This is a genomic window from Streptomyces sp. 135, from assembly GCF_020026305.1.
Lineage (GTDB): Bacteria > Actinomycetota > Actinomycetes > Streptomycetales > Streptomycetaceae > Streptomyces.
On record NZ_CP075691.1, the window covers coordinates 1,426,776 to 1,442,912 of the forward strand.

At 74.4% G+C, this 16,137-nt stretch carries 4 protein-coding genes; all 4 read right to left on the reverse strand.

Translation table 11 applies throughout. The features are described 5' to 3' along the window. Positions 1-2: 2 nt before the first annotated feature. Positions 3-5,135, reverse strand: coding sequence for a type I polyketide synthase (locus KKZ08_RS06395; RefSeq protein WP_223773508.1), 5,133 nt, complete (start codon positions 5,133-5,135; stop codon positions 3-5). A gap of 8 nt (positions 5,136-5,143) precedes the next feature. Next, the gene (locus KKZ08_RS06400; RefSeq protein ID WP_223773509.1) at positions 5,144-11,287 is read right to left on the reverse strand and encodes a type I polyketide synthase; all 6,144 of its coding nucleotides are present in this window, start codon (positions 11,285-11,287) and stop codon (positions 5,144-5,146) included. A 91-nt stretch (positions 11,288-11,378) separates the two neighbouring features. Then, on the reverse strand, positions 11,379-12,479 hold the full coding sequence (locus KKZ08_RS38830; protein ID WP_276573889.1) for a beta-ketoacyl reductase: 1,101 nt from the start codon (positions 12,477-12,479) through the stop codon (positions 11,379-11,381). Positions 12,480-12,505: 26 nt separating this feature from the next. Continuing rightward, positions 12,506-16,063, reverse strand: a complete 3,558-nt coding sequence (locus tag KKZ08_RS06405) for a type I polyketide synthase (RefSeq protein ID WP_346657916.1) — start codon at positions 16,061-16,063, stop codon at positions 12,506-12,508. Positions 16,064-16,137 lie beyond the last annotated feature (74 nt).

A 16,137-nucleotide genomic window follows, 5' to 3' on the forward strand; every position in this document is an offset into this window, starting at 1 on the left:
GATCACGACTCCCCCAGCTCTTCGTCGATCATCGCGAACACTTCGTCCTGGGAGGCGGCTCCCAGGTCCCAGCCCTGCGCGGCCCCGCCGCCCGAGGTGACGACCGAGTCGGGGCTGACGCGGCGCAGCAGCTTCTCCAGGCGCTCCGCCACCTCTCCCCTGGCCGGGTCGTCGTCCCGCAGGGTCGCCAATTCGACGTCCAGGCGCTCCAGTTCGGCGACGAGCGGGCTGGTGGACGTCGCGTCGCCGCACAGCAGGTCGTGCAGGTAGGCGACGAGGTCGGCGACCGTCGGGTAGTCGAAGATGAGGCCGGCGGGCAGCTTGTGGCCGACCGCGTTGCCGAGCCGGTTGCGCAGCTCCACGGCGGTCACCGAGTCGAGGCCGAGCTCCCCGAACGGCCGGGCGAGCGGCACCGATTCGGCCCCGTCGTGGCCGAGTACGGCGGCGGCGTGGGTACGGACCGCCTCGCGCAGCACCCGGTCCTGCTCCTTGCGGGCGAGGCCCCGCAGGCGTTCGGCGAGCGCGGGGCCGGCCGTGCCGCCGGTGCCCGGCCCGTCCCCCGCCGCCTCCTGGGGGCGCTGGACCTCCGCGAGGCCGTACAGCAGGGGGCTGGGCCGTGCGGCGGTGTAGGCGAGCTGGAACTTGTCCCACTCGATGTCGGCGAGGACCACGAAGGTGTCGTCGCCCGCCAGGGCGCGCTCCATGGCGAGGGTGGCGCGGCGCGGCGACATGAGCGGCACTCCGTGCCTGCGGCGCAGGTCGGCGACGGCGTCCTTCTCCGCCATGCCGCCCTGGTCCCAGGCGCCCCAGCCGATGGAGGTCGCCACCTGCCCGTGGGCCCTGCGGTACCAGGCCAGCGCGTCCAGGTAGGCGTTGCCGGGCGCGTAGTTGCCCTGGCCCGCGGCGCCGAACGTGCCCGCCGTGGACGAGAAGAGCACGAACGCCGACAGGTCCGCGTCCGCGGTCAGCTCGTGGAGGTTCCAGGCGGCGCCGGCCTTCGAGCGGAGCGAGGCCGCCACCCGGGGCACGGTCAGGGTCTCCAGCGGGCCGTCGTCCAGGGCGGCCGCGGTGTGGAAGACCGCGGTCAGCGGCAGCTCCTCGGGAATGGCGGCCAGCGCTGCCGCCAGCGCGTCGCGGTCGCCCGCGTCGCAGGACCGGATGGTCACCCGGGCGCCGGCCGCGGTCAGTTCGGCCCGCAGCTCCGCCGCGCCCTCGGCCTGCTCGCCGCTCCTGCTCAGGAGCAGCAGGTGCTCGGCGCCGCGTCCGGCGAGCCAGCGCGCGATGTGGCCGCCGAGCGCGCCGGTGCCGCCGGTGATCAGGACGGTGCCCTTGGGGGTCCGCCAGCCGCCGCGTCCCGTGGAGGCGGCGGCGCGCACCAGCCTCCTGGCGCGGACGCCGGAGGGGCGCACCGCGAGCTGGTCCTCGCCCGTCTCGCCGGTCAGCAGGGCGCAGAGCCGGTCGATGTCCCGCTCCCCCGGCCGGGCGGGCAGGTCGATCAGGCCCCCCCAACGGTCCGGGTACTCCTGGGCCGCGACCCGGCCGAGGCCCCACACCATCGCCTGTCGGGGTGCGGTGAGTTCGGCACCGCCGCCGGTGGTGACCGCGCCGCTGGTGACGCACCACATGGGGGCGGCGACGGCGGTGGTGGCCAGGGCCTGGATCAGCCCGAGGGTGCGGGTGAAGCCGAGGGGCACGCCCGGGTGTGCCGGGTGGGAGTCCTCGTCGTCCCCGGTCAGCGCGAGGACTCCGGCCGCCTGCTCGTGTCCATCGACGGCACGCAGTCGTACGGAGATCTCGGCGACGTACGGGAGTTCGCCCGTGGTGGCTGCGCCCTCGGCGTACTCGCCGTACTCGCCGTACTCGGCCTGCTCCGCGGGGAGCAGGACCCACCGGACGGTGGCGCCGCGGCGCTCGATGCCCGCGCCGATGGCCAGCACCGTCGGGTCGTCGGCGCGTCGCTCGGGCACGGCGAGCAGCCAGGTGCCCGTGAGGCGGGCCCGGGTGTCCTGGACCGGCGTCCATTCGATCCCGTAGCGCCAGGCGTCCACGGCGGACTCCTCGCGCTGCTTGCCGTGCCAGGCGGAGAGCGCGGGCAGGACGGTGGCGAGCGAGGAGCGCACGGAGTCGTCCGCCACGCCGAGCGCGGCGGCGAGCCCTTCGGTGTCCCCGCCGTCGACGGCCGTCCAGAAGGCGTCGGTGCCGGAGCCTGTGGCGCCCCGCGCGGGAGCGGGGGCGTCCAGCCAGTAGCGCTGCCGGTGGAAGGCGTAGGTGGGCAGGTCAACGGTCCTGCCGCCGTCGAAGGTGCTCGACCAGTCCACGGGGGCGCCGGCGACGAACAGTTCGGCGAGGGCGGTCAAAAGCCTGCCGCGGCCGCCGTCGTCGCGCCGCAGGGTGCCCGCGACCACGGGGGCGGCCGCGCGGTCCGCGAGGCTGGTCTCGATGCCGGCGGTGAGGACCGGGTGCGGGCTGACCTCGACGAAGACGCCGTGGCCCGCGTCGGCCAGGGCCTGCGCGGTCTGCTGGAAGCGGACGGGCTCGCGCAGGTTGCGGTACCAGTACTCGGCGTCGGCCGCGCCGTCCGCGAGGAGCTCCGCGGTGACGGTCGAGTACATCGGCACCTGGGCGGGGCGCGGCGTCACGGGCGCGGCGAGGTCGAGGAGGGCCTCGCGCAACCGCTCGACCTGCGGGGTGTGGGAGCCGTAGTCCACGGGGATGCGGCGGGCCCGTACGCCGTCGCCTTCGCAGGCGGCCATGAGTTCGTCGAGGGCCGCGGCCTCACCGGCGACGACGGTGGACTGGGGGCCGTTGATCGTGGCGACGCTGATCCGGCCCGCCCAGGGCTCGATGAGCTCCCGCGCCGCGTCCTCGCCGACCGGCACGGACACCATGCCGCCCTGCCCCGCCAGTTCACGTCCGATCAGCCGGCTACGCAGCGCGACGATCCGCGCCGCGTCCTGGAGGGAGAGCACGCCCGCGACGACGGCGGCCGCCAGCTCGCCCTGGGAGTGGCCCACGACGGCGGCGGGCTCGACGCCGTGCGCGCGCCACACCTCGGCGAGCGAGACCATGACGGCCCACAGCATCGGCTGGATCACGTCCACCCGGTCCAGCGACGGAGCGCCCTCGCGCTCGCGCAGCACGTCTGCGGGCACCCAGTCGATGTGCGGCGCCAGCGCGGCCGCGCACTCGCCGAACCGCTCCGCGAAGGCCGGGGAGGTGTCCAGGAGACCGGTCGCCATGCCGGCCCACTGTGATCCCTGGCCGGGGAAGACGAACGCGGTCCTGGTGTCGCGTGCCGCGGTGCCCTGGACCACTCCGGGGCTCTCGTCGCCGCGGCCGAACGCGGCGAGGCGTGCCAGCAGTTCCTCGCGGTCGCGGCCGATGACGACGGCGCGGTGCTCGAAGCGGGCCCGGGTGGTCAGGAGCGAGTGGGCGATGTCGACGACGGCCGTCCCGGGGGCGGCGCTCACGTGGGCGTGCAGTCGCAGGGCCTGCTCGCGCAGGCTCTCCGGGCTCTTGGCGGAGATCACCCACGGCAGGTGGTCGCGGGTGGTCTCGGCGGGCTCGGCCTCGGGCTCCGGGGCGTGTTCGAGGATGACGTGGGCGTTGGTGCCGCTGATGCCGAACGAGGAGACGGCGCCGCGCCGCGGCCTGCCCGTCTCGGGCCACGGCACGTGCGCGTCGGCGAGCCGCACGCCGGCGGAGTCCCACTCGATGTGCGAGGTGGGCTCGTCGATGTGCAGGGTGCGCGGTACGACGCCGTGGCGCAGGGCGAGCACCATCTTGATGACGCCCGCGACACCGGCCGCGGCCTGGGTGTGGCCGATGTTGGACTTCACCGAGCCGAGCAGCAGCGGCTTGTCCTCGGGGCGGTCCTGGCCGTAGGTGGCGAGGAGCGCCTGTCCTTCGATGGGGTCGCCGAGCGGGGTGCCGGTGCCGTGCGCCTCGACGGCGTCGACGTCGGCGGTGGTGAGTCCGGCGTTGGCGAGCGCCTGGCGGATGACGCGCTGCTGCGCGGGGCCGCTCGGCGCGGTCAGGCCGTTGGAGGCGCCGTCCTGGTTGAGGGCGGAGCCGCGCAGCGCCGCGAGGACCCGGTGGCCGTTGCGGCGGGCGTCCGAGAGCCGCTCCACGACGAGCATGCCGACGCCTTCGGCGAAGCCCATGCCGTTGGCCTCGGCGGAGAACGCCTTGCAGCGGCCGTCCGGCGAGAGGCCACTGATGCGGCTGAACTCCACCATCGGGCGGGGGGTCGACATGACGGTGACGCCTCCGGCGACGGCCAGCGTGCAGTCGCCGTTGCGCAGGGCGTGCGCGGCCTGGTGCAGGGCGACCAGGGAGGACGAGCACGCCGTGTCGACGGTGATCGCGGGGCCTTCGAGGCCGAGCGTGTAGGCGATGCGGCCGGAGGCGACGCTGTTGGCGCTGCCGTTGCCGAGGTAACCCTCGTAGCCGCTGAGCAGGTCGGGGAAGCGCGCGGCGTAGTCGTTGTAGATCAGGCCGGTGAAGACGCCGGTCGGCGTGGAGCGCAGGGTGCCCGGGTCGATGCCGGCCCGCTCCAGCGCCTCCCAGGTGGCCTCCAGGAGCAGGCGCTGCTGGGGGTCGGTGGCCTGCGCCTCGCGGGGTGACATCCCGAAGAAGCCGGGGTCGAAGTCCGCCATGTCGTGCAGGAATCCGCCGACCTTCGCGAAGCGCAGCTCCGGTGTCTCGGGGTTGTGCAGGTCGACGGAGTCCCAGCCGCGGTCGGTGGGGTAGTCGCCCATGGCGTCGCGCTCGTCGGTGAGCAGCTGCCACAGCGCCTCGGGCGAGTCGACGCCGCCGGGGAAGCGGCAGCTCATGCCGACGATGACGACCGGGTCGTCGTCGGTCGCCGCGGCCGGCGCGGTGACCGGGACCGCGCGCCGCGGCGTGGCCCCGGAGTCGACGCCGAGCCGCGCGCCCACCTCGGCCGCGAGCGCGGCGGGGGTCGGGTGGTCGAAGACGGCGGTCACGGGCAGGCGCAGTCCGGTGGCGGAGCCGATGCGGTTGCGCAGTTCGACGGCGGTCAGCGAGTCGAAGCCCATGTCGCGGAAGGCCCGGTCGACCTCCACCGCCTCGGCGGAGCCGTGGCCGAGGACCAGCGCGGCCTGGGCGCGCACCAGCTCCGTCAGCTCGCGGTCGCGCTCGGCGGGGCCAGCGCGGCGAGGCGCCCGCGCAGCCCGTCGCCGCCCGCGGGGGTGGCGGCGGCGCGCTTGGCCGTGGTGCGCACGAGGGCGCGCAGCAGCGGGGCGGGGGGCCGCTGTTCGCGCAGCGCGGCGATGTCGAGGCGGACCGGAACGGTGTACGGGTACGGGAGGCGCACGGCGGCATCGAAGAGGGCGAGTCCCTCCTCGGTGGCCAGCGGCCGGATGCCGGCGCGCCGCATGCGGTCGAGGTCGGCGGTGCCGAGCGCGCCGGTCATGGCGCTGCGGTCGGCCCACAGTCCCCAGGCGAGGGAGTGTGCCGGCAGGCCCTGGGCGCGCCGCTGTTCCGCGAGGGCGTCGAGGAAGGAGTTCGCCGCCGCGTAGCCGCCCTGCCCGGCGGAGCCGAGGGCGCCGGCGGCCGAGGAGAAGAGCACGAACAGCGCGAGGTCGCGGCCGAGGGTGAGCTCGTGGAGGTTCCGGGCGGCGTCCAGCTTGGGACGGAGCACGGTGTCGAGGCGCTCGGGGGTGAGGGCGGACACGACGCCGTCGTCCAGGGCTCCGGCGGCGTGCACCACGCCGCACAGCCCGTCGAGTCCGTCCAGGAGCGTGCCGAGGGCCGCGCGGTCGGCGGCGTCGCAGGCCTCGACGCGCACGGTGGCGCCGAGCCCGGTCAGTTCGGCGGCGAGCTCCCGGGCGCCGGGCGCTTCCCGCCCGCGGCGGCTGGTGAGCACGAGGTCCCGTACGCCGTGCGCGGTGACCAGGTGGCGGGCCACGGCGGAGCCGATGAGGCCGGTGCCGCCGGTGACGAGGACGGTGCCGTCGAGGGTGGTGCGCGGGGTGGTCAGGACGACCTTGCCGGTGTGGCGGGCCTGGCTCATGTGCCGGAAGGCCTGGGGGACCTGTCGGGTGTCCCAGGCGGTGACGGGCAGCGGCGTCAGCTCGCCGCGGCCGAAGAGTTCGGCCAGGTGCGTGAGCATCTCGCCGAGCCGGTCGGCGCCCGCCTCGCCGAGGTCGAAGGCCCGGTAGCGCACACCCGGGTGGGCGGCGGCCACTTCGTCGGCGTCACGGATGTCGGTCTTGCCCATCTCGACGAACCGGCCGCCGCGCGGCAGCAGTCGCAGCGAGGCGTCCACGTACTCGCGGGCCAGGCTGTTGAGGACGACGTCGACGCCTCGCCCCTCGCTCCGCCGGAGGAACCGGTCGGCGAAGTCCAGGCCGCGTGAGGAGGCGAGCCGCTCGGCGTCGACACCGGTGGCGCGCACGGTGGGCCACTTGGCCTCGCTCGCCGTCGCGTACACCTCGGCACCCAGGTGCCCGGCCAGCTGGACGGCGGCCATGCCGACGCCGCCCGCGGCCGCGTGGACGAGCAGGGACTCGCCCTCGCGGAGCCCGGCGAGGTCGTACAGCGCGTAGTAGGCGGTCAGGAACGCCGCGGGCACGGATGCCGCCTGCGCGAAGGACCAGCCGTCGGGCATCGGGACGAGCATGCGGCTGTCGGCCACCGCCGAGGGACCGGCGTACGAACCGGACAGCAGTCCCATGACGCGGTCGCCGACCGCGAATCCGCTGACGCCGGGGCCCACTTCGGTGACGACGCCCGCGCCCTCGCTGTCGAACAGTGCCTCGGTGTGGGGTACGACGCCCAACGCCACGAGGACGTCACGGAAGTTGACGCCGGTGGCGCGTACGGCGACGCGCACCCGGCCCGCTTCGAGGGGCTCGGCGGCGCGCGGGGCGGGAGCCAGGCGCAGCCCGTCCAGGGTGCCCCCCGTGTCCAGGTCCACGCCCCAGACGTCCGCGTCGGGCAGGGCCAGGGTGCCGGCGTCGGCGGAGGAGACCCGGCCGAGCCGGGGCACGGACGCGGTGTGGCCGCGCAGGGCGACCACGGACTCGCCCGCGGCCACCGCCCCGGCGACCGCGGCGGTCAGGGCGGCGGCGTCTGCCGGGGTGTCGTCCAGGTCGACCAGCAGGAAGCGGTCGGGGTGTTCGGAGTACGCGGTGCGGATCAGGCCCTGCACCGCGGCCTGCCCGGGTTCGGGCCGCTCGCCCGGCGCCGTGGCGGCGCCGGCGCGGGTCACCACGGCGAGGCGCGCCTCCTCCAGCTCGGCCAGGCCGAGCCACTCCTGCGCGGTGGCGAGCACGGAGGCCAGCAGCTCGCGTACGGCGGTGGGGGTGTCCGCGGCCGACGGCTGCGGGCAGGGCAGGAGCACGGCCGCGGGCACGGCGCCGCCGCCCCGGACGCTCTCGGCGAGCGCGGCGAGGTCGGCATGGCGCGGCAGCCCGAGTTCCGGCAGAGCGTCACCAAGGACCACGATCGCCCCGGGGGCGTCGGTTACACCACCCGAACCCCCCGCCAGAGGCGCCCAGTTGACCTCGTACAGCGAATCGACGCTCTGGCCGGCGAGGGCGTCGGCGGTGAGCGGCCGCGAGGTGAGCGTGTCGATGGTGAGCACGGGAAGGCCGGTGCCGTCGGTCAGCCGCACCGCGAGCGAGTCGGCGCCCGTCGGCGTCAGCCGGACCCGTGCCGTGGTGGCGCCGGTCGCGTGGAGGCGGGCCCCGGCGAAGGAGAACGGCATCATCCGCTCACCGTCGCCATCCAGCAGCGTCACCAGGCGCGTCTGCAGCGCGGCGTCGACCAGCGCGGGGTGCACCCCGAAGCGCCCGGCGTCCCGCTCGGCGCCCTCCGGCAGCGCGACCTCGGCGAACAGCTCGTCGCCGCGCCGCCAGACCGCGCGTATGCCCTGGAAGGTGGGGCCGTAGCCGTAACCGGTGGCCGCCAGGCGTTCGTAGAGCCCGTCGATGTCGACGGCCTCGGCGCCGGCCGGGGGCCAGGCGGTGTCGGCCGCGGCCTGCTCGTCGGCGAGTACGGCGGGCCCGGGGAGTGCGGAGGTCGCGGTGAGTGCGTCGGTCGCGGCGGGTGCGGCGGTCAGCAGTCCGTCGGCGTGGCAGATCCACTCGGCGCCGTCGTCCTCCTCTCCCGGACGCACGGCGCGGGAGTGCAGCCGCACCGCGCGCCTGCCCTGCTCGTCGGGGGCGTCGACGGCGACCTGGATGTCGACCGCCGCGTCACCGCTCGGCACGACCAGCGGGGCGTGCAGGACGAGTTCGTCGAGGAGTTCGCAGCCGACGCTCTCGCCCGCCCGCAGCATCAGTTCGAGCACGGCGGCGCCGGGCACGAGGGCCCGGCCCAGCACCGTGTGGTCGGCGAGCCAGGGGTGGGTGTGCAGGGATATGCGGCCGGTGGAGAGGTGCCCCTCGCCGTCCGCGAGCGCGATGCCCGCGGCGAGGAGCGGGTGGCCGAGCGCGGAGAGACCCGCCCCGGACACCTCGGCGGTTCCGGCGGCGCCGTCCAGCCAGTAGTGGCGGCGCTGGAAGGCATACGTGGGCAACTCGACACGCCGCGCACCCGTACCGGCGAACACGGCCCGCCAGTCCGGCTCCACACCATGCGCCCACACCTGCGCAAGAGAGGTCAGGAAGCGCCGGGTCCCGCCCTGCTCACGCCGCAGGGTGCCCCCCGCGAACACATCCACACCCACCGCCTCACCGGTCTCCTCGACCGGAGAGGTCAACACCGGATGCGGACTCACCTCGACAAAGGTGGTGTGCCCCGAAGCGATCAGCCCCCGCACCGTGTCATGGAACCGCACCGGCTGCCGCAGATTACGGAACCAGTACTCCGCATCCGCCACACCCTCGCCGAGCAGCTCACCCGTCACGGTCGAGTACATGGGTACGTCACCCGAACGTGCCGTCACAGGAGCGGCCAGCTCCAGCAACGCGTCCTTCAACTGCTCCACCTGCGGCGTATGCGACCCGTAGTCCACGGGGATGCGGCGGGCGCGTACCTCATCACGCTCACACGCGGCCATCAGCTCGTCCAACGCGGCTGCCTCACCCGCGACGACGGTCGACTGAGGGCCGTTGACCGTGGCCACGCTGATGCGACCGCTCCAGGGCTCGATGAGCCCGACCGCCGCGGCCTCCGCCAGCGGCACCGACACCATCCCGCCCTGACCGGCCAGCTCCCGCCCGATCAGCTGACTGCGCAACGCGACGATCCGCGCACCATCCTCGACCGACAGCACACCCGCCACCACCGCAGCCGCCAACTCCCCCTGCGAGTGGCCGATGACAGCGGCAGGCCGCACACCATGCGCACGCCACACCTCCGCCAGGGAGACCATCACCGCCCACAGCATCGGCTGGACGACGTCCACACGATCCAGCGACGGCGCGCCCGGCTCCCCCCGCAGAACATCCACGGGCACCCAGTCGATATGCGGCGCCAACGCGTCCGCACACTCACCGAACCGCTCCGCGAACACGCTCGACCCGTCCACGAGTTCGGTCGCCATACCGGCCCACTGCGAACCCTGACCAGGGAAGACGAACACCACCCCGTCGCCCTCACCAGCCCGCACCCCAGAGACCACACCCTCGGCAGGCTCACCCGCCGCCACGGCCTCCAACCCCGCCAACAACTCCTCACGACCCGAACCCAGCACCACCGCCCGATGCTCAAGCCCCGCCCGCGACGACGCCAACGACCACCCCACATCAGCAACCGAAGCCTCAGACGCCGCAACAAACTCCCGCAGCCGCTCCGCCTGCCCCCGCAACCCCGCAACCGACCGCCCCGAAAGCACCCACGGCACCACACCACCACCGGCCACCAGCCCAACCAGGCCCGACCCGACCCCGACCCCGACCCCGACCCCGACCCCGGCCTCGGCTTCGACTTCGACTTCGGGGGCCTGCTCCAGGATGACGTGCGCGTTCGTGCCGCTCACACCGAACGACGACACACCCGCGCGGCGCACCCGGCCCGTCTCGGGCCACGGACGCTCCTCGGTCACCAGCTCCACCGCGCCCGAGGCCCAGTCCACATGCGGCGTCGGCTCATCCACGTGCAGCGTCTTCGGCACCACGCCGTGCCGCATCGCCTCGACCATCTTGATGACACTCGCCACGCCGGCGGCGGCCTGTGTGTGGCCGATGTTGGACTTCAACGAACCGAGCTGGAGCGGTACTTCGCGGTTCTGGCCGTACGTGGCGAGGAGCGCCTGCGCCTCGATGGGGTCGCCCAGGGCCGTGCCGGTGCCGTGCGCCTCGACCACGTCGACGTCGGCAGTCTGCATCCCGGCGCTCGCGAGGGCCTGCCGGATCACGCGCTGCTGCGCGGGGCCGTTGGGCGCGGTCAGACCGCTGGAGGCGCCGTCCTGGTTGACGGCCGAGCCGCGGACCACGGCGAGCACCTGGTGGCCGTTGCGGCGCGCGTCCGAGAGCCGCTCGACGAGCAGCAGGCCCACGCCCTCCGCCGCGCTCATGCCGTCGGCGGTGGCGGCGAACGCCTTGCAGCGGCCGTCCCGAGCCAGGCCCTGCTGGCGGCTGAACTCCGTGAAGAGGTCCGGCGTCGACATCACCGCGACGCCGCCCGCGAGTGCCATCGTGCACTCGCCCTGCCGCAGCGCCTGCACCGCGAGGTGCAGCGCCACCAGCGACGACGAGCACGCCGTGTCCACCGTCACCGCCGGACCCGTCAGGCCGAAGGTGTACGCGATGCGCCCGGAGGCCACGCTGCCCGCGGTCCCCGTCATGGCGTGGCCCTCGACCTCTTCGGGGATCGCGGGCAGTCTGCTGCCGTAGTCCCGGAAGCTGGAGCCGATGAAGACGCCGGTCCTGCTGCCCTCCAGGGCGTCGGGCGCGATGCCGGAGTGCTCGAAGAGCTCCCAGGAGGTCTCCAGGAGCAGCCGCTGCTGCGGGTCCATGGCGAGTGCCTCGCGCGGGGATATGCCGAAGAAGTCGGCGTCGAACTCCCCGGCGTCATGCAGGAATCCGCCCTCGGCGACGTACGAGGAACCGGGGCGCTCGCCGCTCACGTCGATCAGCGATGCCGGGTCCCAGCCGCGGTCGGCGGGCAGGCCCGTGATGGCGTCGCCGCCCTCGGCCAGCAGCCGCCACAGGTCCTCGGGCGAGGTGACGCCGCCGGGGAAGCGGCAGCTCATCCCGACGATCGCCACCGGCTCGCTGCCGGCCGACTCCACGGCCTTCAGCCGTGACTGGGTCTCCTTCAGCTCGGCTGTGACCCGGGTCAGGAAGTGGCGGAGCTTCTTGGCGTCATCCATGCTTGCGTGTCCCCCGAGGGTGAGACGGAAGTGTGCGTGCGCCCGCGGGAAGGCGCTGGTCGGAGCCGCGACGTCGACAGGAGTCCGGGGCTCAGGAGATCCCGAACTCCTTGCCGATGTAGTCGAAGATCTCGTCGTTGCTTGCGGATTCGAGGTCCTCCACGTCGACGGCTTCCTCGCCGTCGGGAGCCGCGCCGGTGGCGGCGCGCAGCAGCTGCCGAAGCCGTTCCGCCAGCTCGGTTCTTGAGGGGTCGGTTTCGGGGAGGCCGGTCAACAGCGCCTCCAGCCGTTCGAGTTCGGCCGCTCCCGGCGCGCCCGCGTCCGCGGCCTCGTCTTCGTCGCCGAAGAGTTCGGTGCCGAGGTGGCGCACGAGCTCCGTCACGGTCGGGAAGTCGAAGATCACGGTGGTGGGCAGCCGCAGACCGGTCGCGGTGCTGAGCCGGTTGCGCAGCTCCACGGCGGTGACCGAGTCCAGGCCGAGTTCGAGGAACCGGCGCCGCAACTCCACCGTCTCCACCGAGTCGTGGCCGAGGACGGCCGCGACCTGGGCCCGTACGGCCTCGCGCAGCTGCCGGTCGCGTTCGGCCGGTGCGAGCCCGGCGAGGCGTTCGCGCAGCCCGGCGGTGACGGCGCCCTCCGTGGGCTCGTCCGCCGTCAGGACGGCGCGGGCCTCCGGGAGTTCGTCGAGCAGTCGGCTGGGCCGCGTCGCGGTGTAGGCGTGCGCGAACCTCTCCCAGTCGATGTCGGCGATGACGAGGCTGGTGTCGCCGTGCGCCAGGGCCGCTTCCAGCGCGACGGTGGCGCGCTCCGGCGGCAGCAGCGGAACGCCGTGCCGTGCGCTGGTCTCCCCCACCGCGTCGAGGCCCGCCATGCCGCCCTTGGCCCAGGAGCCCCAGGCCACGGAGGTGGCGGCGAGTCCTTGGGCGCGGCGGTACTGGGCGAGCGCGTCCAAGTAGGCGTTGCCCGGCGCGTAGTTGCCCTGGCCGGCCATGCCGACGGTGCCCGCGAGGGACGAGAACAGCACGAACGCCGTGAGGTCCAGGTCCCGCGTCAGCTCGTGCAGGTGCCAGGCGGCTCCTGCCTTGACCCGAAGGACCCGGTCGAGCTGCTCGGGCGTCAGGGTGGTCAGCGCGCCGTCGTCCAAGACGGCCGCGGTGTGCACGACGGTCGTCAGCGGGCTGTCGCCGGGCACCTCGTCGAGGAGGCGGCGCAGTGACGTCAGGCGGCCGTGGTCCCGAGAGCGCAGGTGTTCGCGCGCGAGGCAGGCGACCTGGCCGGTGCCGCCGGTGCCGCTGCGGGGGTCCAGTCCTCGCCCGAGGCGCGGACGAGGCGGCGTCCGTAGACGCCGGTCGCGCGGACGGCGACCTGGTCCTCGTCGGCGTCGCCCGCGAGCACCGCGCCGAGCCGTGCGACGGCACGCTCGTCGAGCTCCGTCGGCAGGTCCACCAGGCCGCCCCAGCGGGCGGGCAGTTCCTGCGCGGCGACCCTGCCGAGGCCCCAGGTCAGCGCCTGGGCGGGGCTGCTGAGCGGGTCGCGTTCGCCGGTGGACACGGCGCCCTGGGTGGCGCACCACAGCGGGATGTCCGCGTCCGCGGCCTCCAGCTCCTTCAGCAGTGCCAGGTTCAGGGCGTACCCGGTCGGCAGGACCGTGGCGTCCGCGAGGAGCGTCTCGTCCTGGGCGAGCAGCGAGAGGACACCGGACGCGCCAGGGTGCGCGGCGAGCCCTTCGGCCCACGGGCCCGCCTCGTCGCCGGACGCTGCGGCGACCAGCGGTTCGACCTCGGCGCCCTGGTCGCGCAGGGCGCCGGCGACCGTCTCGTACAGCGTTCCGTCGAGCTGGCCGGGCGTGACGGCCACCAGCCAGGTGCCGGACAGGGCAGCCTTGGCGCCGCCGGGCAGTGACTTCCAGTGCGCCCGGTACCGCCACGACTCCAGAGCGGCCGCCTCGGCGTGCCGCTGGTGCCAGGCGTTGAGCGCGGGCAGCACGGCGGTGAGCTCCGACCGCGCCGCGTCGAGCCGCAGGGTCTTGGCGAGCTCCTCCAGGTCCTCGCGCTCGACGACCTCCCAGAAGTCGGCGTGCGGGTCCGCGCCCGCGGCGGGGCGGGCCGGTGCCGTGTCGAACCAGTAGTGCTTGGTCTGGAAGGCGTACGTGGGCAGCTCGACGCGCCGGGCACCGCTGCCGGCGAACACGGCCTGCCAGTCCGGTACGACACCTCGTACCCACAGCTCGGCCAGCGAGGTCAGCAGCCGCTGCGGGCCGCCTTCGTCGCGGCGCAGGGTGCCGACCGCGGTGACGTCGCGCGCCACGGCCTCGCCCGCGTCCGAGATCGCGTACGTGAGGACGGGGTGCGGGCTGGCCTCGACGAAGGTGGTGTGGCCCGCGGCGATCAGCGCGTGCACGGTGTCGAGGAAGCGGACGGGCTCGCGGAGGTTGCGGTACCAGTACTCGGCGTCGGCCATGCCGTCCGCGAGCAGTTCGCCGGTCACGGTGGAGTACATGGGTACGTCACCGGAACGCGGCGTCACGGGAGCGGCCAGCTCCAGCAACGCGTCCTTCAACTGCTCGACCTGCGGCGTGTGGGACCCGTAGTCCACGGGGATGCGGCGGGCGCGTACCTCATCGCGCTCACACGCGGCCATCAGCTCATCCAACGCCGCAGCCTCACCCGCGACGACAGTGGACTGAGGGCCGTTGACCGTGGCCACGCTGATGCGACCACTCCAGGGCTCGATGAGCCCGACCGCCGCGGCCTCCGCCAGCGGCACCGACACCATCCCGCCCTGACCGGCCAACTCCCGCCGGATCAGCTGACTCCGCAACGCGACGATCCGCGCACCATCCTCGACCGACAAGACGCCCGCCACCACAGCAGCCGCCAACTCCCCCTGCGAGTGGCCGATGACAGCGGCAGGCCGCACACCATGCGCACGCCACACCTCCGCCAGGGAGACCATCACCGCCCACAGCATCGGCTGGACGACGTCCACACGATCCAGCGACGGCGCGCCCGGCTCCCCCCGCAGAACATCCACGGGCACCCAGTCGATATGCGGCGCCAACGCGTCCGCACACTCACCGAACCGCTCCGCGAACACGCTTGAGCTGCCCAGGAGTTCGGTCGCCATACCGGCCCACTGCGAACCCTGACCAGGGAAGACGAACACCACGTCTGAAGCGTTGCCCTCCGACGCCACGCCCGTGACCACGCCGGACGCCGGCTCGTCCTCCTCCAAGGACTTCAGCGCCGCCAGCAACTCCTCACGGTCCGAACCCAGCACCACAGCCCGGTGCTCGAGCCCCGCACGCGAGGACGCCAACGACCACCCCAGATCGGTGACCGAGGCCTCGGACGACGCCACGAACTCCGCCAGCCGCTCCGCCTGCCCACGCAGTCCGGCGGCCGACCGCCCCGAAAGCACCCATGGGACAGCGCCGCCACCGAAGACCAGCCCAGCCGGACCGTACCCGACCTCGGCTTCGGCTTCGGGCGCCTCCTCCGCAGGGGCCTGCTCGACGATGACGTGTGCGTTCGTCCCGCTCACACCGAACGACGACACACCCGCGCGGCGCACCCGGCCCGTTTCGGGCCACGGACGCTCCTCGGTCACCAGCTCCACCGCGCCCGAGGCCCAGTCCACATGCGGCGTCGGCTCATCCACGTGCAGCGTCTTGGGCACCGCGCCGTGGCGCATCGCCTCGACCATCTTGATGACACTCGCCACGCCCGCGACGGCGGAGGTGTGGCCGATGTTGGACTTCAGCGAGCCGAGCAGCAGCGGACGGCCCTCGGGACGGTTCTGACCGTACGTCGCGAGGAGCGCCTGCGCTTCTATCGGGTCGCCCAGCGTGGTGCCGGTGCCGTGCGCGTCGACCACGTCGACGTCCGCCGCGGTGAGCCCCGCGTTGGCGAGCGCCGTGCGGATGACCCGCTGCTGGGACGGGCCGTTGGGCGCGGTCAGGCCGTTGGACGCGCCGTCCTGGTTGACCGCGGTGCCGCGGATCACGCCGAGGACCTGGTGGCCGTTGCGCCGGGCCCGGGAGAGCGGCTCCAGGAGGAGGACACCGACGCCCTCGCCCCAGGAGGTGCCGTCCGCCGCGGCGGCGAAGGGCTTGCAACGGCCGTCGGGGGCGAGCCCTCGGTTCTGGCTGAACTCGGTGAAGACACCCGGCGTCGACATCACGGTGACTCCGGCGGCCAGCGCCATCGTGCACTCGCCCTGCCGCAGCGCCTGCACCGCGAGGTGCAGCGCCACCAGCGACGACGAGCACGCCGTGTCCACCGTCACCGCCGGACCCGTCAGACCGAAGGTGTACGCGATGCGTCCGGAGGCCACGCTGCCCGCGGCTCCGGTGAACAGATAGCCGCCGGACTCCTCGGTGTTGGTGGCATCGGTGCCGTAGCCGTGCGGGACGGCGCCGACGAACACGCCGGTCCTGCTGCCGCGCAGCGTCGCCGGGTCGAGGCCCGCGCGTTCCATGGCCTCCCAGGAGGTCTCCAGGAGGAGCCGCTGCTGCGGGTCCATGGCGACGGCCTCACGCGGCGAGATCCCGAAGAACCCGGCGTCGAACTGCCCGGCGTCGTGCAGGAATCCGCCCTGGTCGACATAGCTGGTGCCGGGCCGCGAGGAGTCCGGGTCGTACAGCGCGTCGAGGTCCCAGCCGCGGTTGTCGGGGAGCCCGGATATGGCGTCCCGCCCGTCGAGCAGCATCCGCCACAGGTCTTCCGGGGAGCGGACGTCGCCGGGGAAGCGGCAGCTGGTGGCGACGATGGCGATGGGGTCGTCACCGGTCGCGGCGCGGGCGCCCCGGCGGCGACGCCCGCCGCAGTGCCGGCCGTGGCGCCCGCGCC

What these genes read in the sequence shown, in the direction of transcription:
- KKZ08_RS06400 (WP_223773509.1), bottom strand. Translation starts at nt 11,287, where the DNA reads ATGGATGACGCCAAGAAGCTCCGCCACTTCCTGACCCGGGTCACAGCC.